The sequence below is a fragment of the Corynebacterium sp. MSK012 genome, assembly GCF_030232435.1.
GTDB lineage: Bacteria > Actinomycetota > Actinomycetes > Mycobacteriales > Mycobacteriaceae > Corynebacterium > Corynebacterium jeikeium_D.
Map to the genome: position 1 here is coordinate 2,159 of NZ_JASPJU010000022.1, position 3,277 is coordinate 5,435.

Below are 3,277 nucleotides of genomic sequence, written 5' to 3' on the forward strand. Positions count from 1 at the left end.
TGTGTGGTGTGTGGGTGTTGTGTGAGAACTGGATAGTGGACGCGAGCATCTTGTTTTTCTGTAAGTTCGATTTTGTCAAGCAGTTTTTCTGTTTGTGATTGTTCTTAGTTATTTGTTTGTGTGTTGTGTTGTAAGGGCGCATGGTGGATGCCTTGGCATAGTAGGCCGATGAAGGACGTGAGAGGCTGCGATAGGCCTCGGGGAGCTGCCAACTGAGCGTTGATCCGAGGGTGTCCGAATGGGGAAACCTGGCCGTCGTTGTGGGCGGTCGCCGTTAGATGAATTCATAGTCTAATTGGTGGTTACGCGGGGAAGTGAAACATCTCAGTACCCGTAGGAGTAGAAAACAATTGTGATTCCGTTAGTAGTGGCGAACGAACGTGGATGAGGCTAAACCGCGTGCGTGTGATACCTGGCAGGGTTTGCGTGCGTGGGGTTGTGGGGATGCATTGTGCAGGGTCTGCTAGCCCTGCGTTGTTTTGTGTGGGTGTAGCGGAAGTGGATTGGAATGTCCTGCCGTAGACGGTGAGAGTCCGGTACGTGAAACACCCGTGCGTGCAATTGGTGTGTTGCCCGAGTAGCAGCGGGCTCGTGGAATCTGCTGTGAATCTGCCGGGACCACCCGGTAAGCCTAAATACCTGCTTATGACCGATAGCGGATTAGTACCGTGAGGGAATGGTGAAAAGTACCCCGGGAGGGGAGTGAAATAGTACCTGAAACCATGTGCTTACAATCCGTCAGAGCCCTTTTTTGTGGGGTGATGGCGTGCCTTTTGAAGAATGAGCCTGCGAGTCAGCGGCATGTCGCGAGGTTAACCCGTTTGGTGGGGTAGTCGTAGCGAAAGCGAATACTAACTAGTGTGTTGTCAGTGGCATGTCCTGGACCCGAAGCGGGGTGATCTACCCATGGCCAGTGTGAAGCAGAGGTAAGACTCTGTGGAGGCGCGAACCCACTTAGGTTGAAAACTGAGGGGATGAGTTGTGGGTAGGGGTGAAAGGCCAATCAAACTCCGTGATAGCTGGTTCTCCCCGAAATGCATTTAGGTGCAGCGTCGTGTGTTTCCTCCTGGAGGTAGAGCTACTGGTTGGTTTAGCGGGACTATCATCTTAGCGACATCAGCCAAACTCCGAATGCCGGTGAGGTCAGAGCACGGCAGTGAGACTGCGGGGGATAAGCTTCGTAGTCGAGAGGGAAACAGCCCAGATCGCCGGCTAAGGCCCCTAAGGGTGTGCTAAGTGGAAAAGGATGTGGGATCGCGAAGACAACCAGGAGGTTGGCTTAGAAGCAGCCATCCTTGAAAGAGTGCGTAATAGCTCACTGGTCGAGTGGTTCTGCGCCGACAATGTAGTGGGGCTCAAGTACACCGCCGAAGCCGCGGCAATCACCTTTTGGTGGTTGGGTAGGGGAGCGTCGCGTGACTGCTGTGAAGCGCTGGGGTAACCCTAGTGTGGAGTGTGCGCGAGTGAGAATGCAGGCATGAGTAGCGAATGAGGAGTGGAAAACTCCTCCGCCGAATGACTAAGGGTTCCTGGGCCAGGTTAATCCTCCCAGGGTGAGTCGGGACCTAAGGCGAGGCCGACAGGCGTAGTCGATGGATAACGGGTTGATATTCCCGTACCCGTGTGTCCGCGCCCATGGTGAATCAGGGATACTAACCCACCTGAACACGCGCCTTGTGCCGGCCTTTTAGGTTGGTTGGTGTGTGTGATGCTGGGGACCTGAACTGGTAGTAGCCAAGTGATGGGGTGACGCAGGAAGGTAGCCGTGCCACGTGATGGATATCGTGGTGTAAGCGTGTGGCCCGTGTTCTAGGTAAATCCGGAGCACATATAGGGTGAGGCGTGATGCGTACCCGTTTTGGGGAAGTTGGTGATCCTATGCTGCCGAGAAAAGCCTCTAGCGATGTGGATATACGGCCCGTACCCGAAACCGACACAGGTAGTCAGGTAGAGAATACTAAGGCGATCGGGAGAACTGTGGTTAAGGAACTCGGCAAAATGCCCCCGTAACTTCGGGAGAAGGGGGGCCATGACTGGTGACCGACGTGGTTGAGCTGGTTGTGGCCGCAGAGAATAGAGGGAAGCGACTGTTTACTAAAAACACAGGTCCGTGCGAAGACGGGTAAGTCGATGTATACGGACTGACGCCTGCCCGGTGCTGGAAGGTTAAGAGGACCTGTTAGACCCCTTTTGCGGGTCGAAGCGGAGAATTTAAGCCCCAGTAAACGGCGGTGGTAACTATAACCATCCTAAGGTAGCGAAATTCCTTGTCGGGTAAGTTCCGACCTGCACGAATGGCGTAACGACTTCCCTGCTGTCTCAACCACAGACCCGGCGAAATTGCAGTACGAGTAAAGATGCTCGTTACGCGCGGCAGGACGAAAAGACCCCGGGACCTTCACTATAGCTTGGTATTGGTGTTCGGTTCGGTTTGTGTAGGATAGGTGGGAGACTGTGATGCCTCAACGCCAGTTGGGGTGGAGTCGTTGTTGAAATACCACTCTGATCGTATTGGACATCTCAACCTCGGCCCGTGATCCGGGTTAGGGACAGTGCCTGGTGGGTAGTTTAACTGGGGCGGTTGCCTCCCAAAGAGTAACGGAGGCGCCCAAAGGTTCCCTCAGCCTGGTTGGCAATCAGGTGTTGAGTGTAAGTGCACAAGGGAGCTTGACTGTGAGACTGACAGGTCGAGCAGGTAGGAAACTAGGGACTAGTGATCCGGCACCGGCTTGTGGAAGCGGTGTCGCTCAACGGATAAAAGGTACCCCGGGGATAACAGGCTGATCTTCCCCAAGAGTCCATATCGACGGGATGGTTTGGCACCTCGATGTCGGCTCGTCGCATCCTGGGGCTGGAGTAGGTCCCAAGGGTTGGGCTGTTCGCCCATTAAAGCGGCACGCGAGCTGGGTTTAGAACGTCGTGAGACAGTTCGGTCTCTATCCGCCGCGCGCGTAGAAACTTGAGGAAGGCTGTCCCTAGTACGAGAGGACCGGGATGGACGTACCTCTGGTGTGCCAGTTGTCCCGCCTGGGGCATGGCTGGTTGGCTACGTACGGAAGGGATAACCGCTGAAAGCATCTAAGCGGGAAGCCTGTTCCAAGATTAGGTTTCTTTTGAGGTCCCCTATAGATGATGGGGTTGATAGGCCGGATCTGGAAGCATCGTAAGGTGTGGAGGTGACCGGTACTAATAGACCAAACATTCAACACACAAAGTGTGAATTACAGGGTTTTTGCTCGCGTCCGTTATTCAGTGTCTGGCATGACACCACCCACCC

The 3,277-nt window shown here is 54.4% G+C and carries 1 rRNA gene; it reads left to right on the forward strand.

Annotation, left to right across the window (positions count from 1 at the left end):
- The first annotated feature begins 120 nt into the window (after positions 1 to 120).
- A 23S ribosomal RNA gene (locus tag QP977_RS10945) occupies positions 121 to 3,211 on the forward strand.
- The last annotated feature ends 66 nt before the right edge of the window (positions 3,212 to 3,277 follow it).